The organism is Streptomyces ipomoeae 91-03 (genome assembly GCF_000317595.1).
GTDB classification, from domain to species: Bacteria; Actinomycetota; Actinomycetes; order Streptomycetales; family Streptomycetaceae; genus Streptomyces; species Streptomyces ipomoeae.
Genome location: NZ_AEJC01000354.1, coordinates 1 through 3,988, shown reverse-complemented (window position 1 = coordinate 3,988; position 3,988 = coordinate 1). Strand labels below are relative to the sequence as shown.

Here is a 3,988-nt window from a genome sequence, read left to right as displayed (position 1 = left end):
CGCGTGGAACGCGCCCTGGAGGGTCAGGGACGGGGTGTCGCTGTTGTCGTCCAGAACGGGCGCCAGCAGCGAGATCCCGAACACGACCGTGGCCAGGAACGCGTCCATGGCCGGCGAATGCTCATGCCCGGATGACGATGGAGTCAACGCGCACCTCCCAGATGATCAACCCTGGCCGGGGGAGGGCACGTCGATCCCGCGCGTGCGCAGGGAGTCGCCCACCTTCACCAACAGCCTGAGCAACTCGGCCCGTTCCTCGGGTGTGAAGTCGTCGAACAACGCCGCTGCCGCCGCGTGCGACGGCCCGAGCTCCTGCTCCACCACACGCCGACCGGCCGGGGTGAGCTCGACCAGCTTGACCCGGCGGTCGTGCGGATGACTGACACGTCGGACCAGCCCCTCCTTCTCCAGGCCGTCCACCAGAACGGTCATGTTCCTGGGAGACATGCCCAGGGGCTCGCCGAGCTCGCCCATGCCGGCCGGTTCGCTCTTGAGCGTCAGACCCATGAGCAGGGTGGCGCGCGGCACCGTCATCCGGCCACCCGTGGGCATGTTCGCCTGCATCCACCGCCTCAGACTTTTACCCAGATTCGTGAACGCGGCGAGCAGTTGCTGGCCTGTCACGGGCGCGCGTGTCTCGCCGGGTGTGTCCGGCTCGGGGATTGATGTCGACAACTAGTTCCTTAACAATTGATAATATATGTGAGGTTACGTTAACAACGATCTCACGGTGCCGCCGTAGCGGCAACCGGCAGTGAAGGTCACCGATGGGCCGCGCGCTCGAAGACCGCGGCCGGCGACTCCCATTGATCAGGACAGGACAACCCGGCCATGGATCACATTCAGCCGCAGCGTGTCGTCGTGATGACCGGTGCCACCGCAGGGCTCGGCGCGCACGCGGTGCGGCGCATCGCCGCCCAGCCCGGCACGCGGGTCATCATCGGCGTCCGTCGCCTTCGGGGCCATGCTGGAGGCACTGCCCGCGGAGGCGCGGATCTCCGGGTGCGTGGAGACTGAGACGGCCGCGGACCGGCTCCCGCTGCGCCACTCCGATCGGCTCGACTGGCTGACCAGGGGCGGCAGTTCACTCCCTGACGGGGTACGGCGGCTCGCTCCCGAGCCGGGCGGGGTCGCGTACGTCGCCGGGGAGGCGAGGACCGTTCAGTCCGTACGGCAGCTGCTGGTACGGGAGTTGGGCTGGGACCGGCGGTCCGTGCTCACCAAGCCGTTCTGGGCGCCGGGTAAGAGGGGATTGGAGTAGGGCACGGGAGCGGCACTCGCAGGAAAAGGCGGCCCTGGACGTCGCACACAAGACGCTCGCCATTCTCAGAGCTCGTGGAGCGCGGCCCGTAGCCCGCCGAGGGCCCAAAGTCCCAGAGAAGTCCCAGAGATGCCGCCGCACCCCCTCCAGGCCCGCATCAGTGCAGGTCAGGTCGGATGCGGCGACCTCCGTCGCTCAAATGTCCCGGAAGATCTCGATCTGCGCGCCCACCGAGTTCAGGCGCTCCGCCAGGTCCTCGTAGCCGCGGTTGATGACGTACACGTTGCGCAGGACGGACGTGCCCTCGGCCGCCAGCATGGCCAGCAGGACGACGACGGCGGGGCGGAGGGCGGGCGGGCACATCATCTCGGCGGCGCGCCAGCGGGTCGGGCCCTCGACGAGCACGCGGTGCGGGTCGAGGAGTTGGAGGCGGCCGCCGATGCGGTTGAGGTCGGTGAGATAGATCGCGCGGTTGTCGTACACCCAGTCGTGGATGAGGGTCTTGCCCTGCGCGGCGGCGGCGATGGCCGCGAAGAACGGCACGTTGTCGATGTTCAGGCCGGGGAACGGCATCGGGTGGATCTTGTCGATCGGCGCCTGGAGCTTGGACGGCCGCACGGTGAGGTCCACCAGCCGGGTACGGCCGTTGTCGGCGACGTACTCCGCCGAGCGGTCGTGGTCGAGGCCCATCTCCTCCAGGACCGCCAGTTCGATCTCCAGGAACTCGATCGGCACCCGGCGCACGGTGAGTTCGGACTCGGTGACGACCGCGGCGGCGACCAGACTCATCGCCTCTACCGGGTCCTCGGAGGGGGAGTAGTCGACGTCCACGTCGATGTGCGGCACGCCGTGCACGGTGAGCGTGGTGGTGCCGATGCCGTCCACCCGTACGCCGAGGGCCTCCAGGAAGAAGCACAGGTCCTGGACCATGTAGTTGGAGGAGGCGTTGCGGATGACGGTCACGCCGTCGTGGCGGGCGGCGGCGAGCAGCGCGTTCTCGGTCACCGTGTCGCCGCGCTCGGTCAGCACGATCGGACGGCCCGGGACGACGGACCGGTCCACCTCGGCGTGGTACAGCCCCTCGGTGGCGGTGATGTCCAGCCCGAACCGGCGCAGCGCGATCATGTGCGGCTCGATGGTCCGCGTACCGAGGTCGCAGCCACCGGCGTACGGCAGTCTGAAGTGGTCCATACGGTGCAGCAGCGGGCCGAGGAACATGATGATGGACCGCGTACGGCGGGCCGCCTCCGCGTCGATGGCGTCGAGGTCCAGCTCGGTCGGCGGCACGATCTCCAGGTCGACGCCGCCGCTGATCCACCGGGTGCGTACGCCGATGGAGCCGAGCACCTCCAGCAGGCGGTACACCTCCTCGATCCGAGCCACCCGGCGCAGTACCGTGCGCCCCTTGTTCAACAAGGAGGCGCACAGCAGCGCGACACACGCGTTCTTGCTGGTCTTCACGTCGATCGAGCCGGAGAGCCGACGTCCGCCCACCACACGCAGATGCATCGGGCCCGCGTACCCCAGGGACACGATTTCACTGTCCAGCGCTTCGCCGATGCGAGCGATCATCTCAAGGCTGATGTTCTGGTTGCCGCGCTCGATTCGATTCACCGCGCTCTGACTGGTGCCGAGCGCCTCCGCCAACTGCGACTGTGTCCAGCCCCGGTGCTGCCTGGCGTCACGGATGAGCTTGCCGATACGTACGAGGTAGTCGTCGGTCATGCGGCGAGGCTATCTCGCATATGAGATGAACTTCGCGTCGGGCTGGGCCAGGTGGGTGAGAGGGACCTGTACGAAACCCGAAAGCGCGTGTGATGGATGCCACTTCTGCTCCCGGAAGTAACGGAAGGGTCCCCCGAACGGCGATTAGGGGTGCGGACGTCGTACGGGGCGGCAGCGCCCGCCCACGACGGCCGTGAGTCCCCATACGCGACGGTCATGACGACCGTCTCCGTACGCGACGGTCATGACGACCGTCTCCGTACGCGACGACCGTGACGACCGTCTCCGTACGCGACGACCGTGACGACCGTCTCCGTACGCGACGACCGCGACGACCGTCCCCGTACGCGACGACCGCGACGACCGTCTCCGACCGTGACGGCCTTGACCGCCCCCGAACGTCAGGAGCAGACGAGATGACGCACTACCCGTCCCGCCCCGCCGGATCGCCGCCCTCCGACGCGGAGTTCGCCCGGATGGCGGCTCGCCTCGACCGGATGGACCGGCGCATCGAAGGCGGATGCACCACGGCCGCGGGGCTCTTCGCCGTCGGCGGCACCGGGGCACTGGCGTCCGCGGTGCACCAGTACGCGGTGGTGCACGACGGGTCGATGGCCTCGGCCGGCGTCGCGCTCGCCACGGCCCTCTTCGTGGCGGCGGCCCGGCTCGTACGCCGGGTGCGTGCGTCCCGGCGCGCCCGTGAGCGCCGTGCGGGCGGGTGACTTCCCGTGAAAGGGAGCGCGTCGAAGCGCCCGGGGCGGATTTCGACGCCTGGCGTAAAGACAACCGTCCTGTCGCCGGGATTCCCCACTGACAGCACCCGCAGCACAAGCTCCGCAACACCAGGAGGAAGTATGACCGGACTGGTACCCGAGCCGGTGGACGGGGTCCCGTGCGAGGCCACCCCACCGGCCGCCCCGGTGCCGGGTCCACAGCGCCGCGGCGAGGCCGACGCGGACGCCGGTACGGCGCAGGACGACGGCGAGGTGCCGAGTCCGGCGG

4 protein-coding genes and 1 pseudogene are annotated in these 3,988 nt (G+C 69.1%); 2 read left to right on the top strand and 3 right to left on the bottom strand.

All coding sequences use genetic code 11. From position 1 onward, the window contains the following. Positions 1-165 precede the first annotated feature (165 nt). Positions 166-675 (bottom strand): MarR family winged helix-turn-helix transcriptional regulator, encoded by a 510-nt coding sequence (locus tag STRIP9103_RS22605; protein ID WP_009319715.1) that lies wholly within the window; start codon positions 673-675, stop codon positions 166-168. Between the two features lie 135 nt (positions 676-810). Further along, on the bottom strand, positions 811-966 hold the full coding sequence (locus STRIP9103_RS50750; RefSeq protein WP_181811089.1) for a hypothetical protein: 156 nt from the start codon (positions 964-966) through the stop codon (positions 811-813). Here STRIP9103_RS50750 and STRIP9103_RS22600 point away from each other — a divergent pair. After that, positions 932-1,261: pseudogene (locus STRIP9103_RS22600) on the top strand (siderophore-interacting protein); the annotation flags it as partial. The gene STRIP9103_RS50750 and the pseudogene STRIP9103_RS22600 overlap by 35 nt on opposite strands. 195 nt (positions 1,262-1,456) lie before the next feature. On the opposite strand, the gene STRIP9103_RS22595 reads toward STRIP9103_RS22600, so the two are convergent. After that, positions 1,457-2,986, bottom strand: a complete 1,530-nt coding sequence (locus tag STRIP9103_RS22595; protein WP_009319717.1) for a helix-turn-helix domain-containing protein — start codon at positions 2,984-2,986, stop codon at positions 1,457-1,459. A gap of 272 nt (positions 2,987-3,258) precedes the next feature. Here STRIP9103_RS22595 and STRIP9103_RS22590 point away from each other — a divergent pair, with 272 nt between their 5' ends. Then, positions 3,259-3,708 (top strand): hypothetical protein, encoded by a 450-nt coding sequence (locus STRIP9103_RS22590; protein ID WP_009319721.1) that lies wholly within the window; start codon positions 3,259-3,261, stop codon positions 3,706-3,708. Positions 3,709-3,988 lie beyond the last annotated feature (280 nt).

Bases quoted from the DNA above. Each gene is read 5' to 3' on its own strand.
- STRIP9103_RS22595 (WP_009319717.1), bottom strand. From the start codon at position 2,986: ATGACCGACGACTACCTCGTACGTATCGGCAAGCTCATCCGTGACGCC.
- STRIP9103_RS50750 (WP_181811089.1), bottom strand. From the start codon at position 966: ATGGCCCCGAAGGCGACGGACGCCGATGATGACCCGCGTGCCGGGCTG.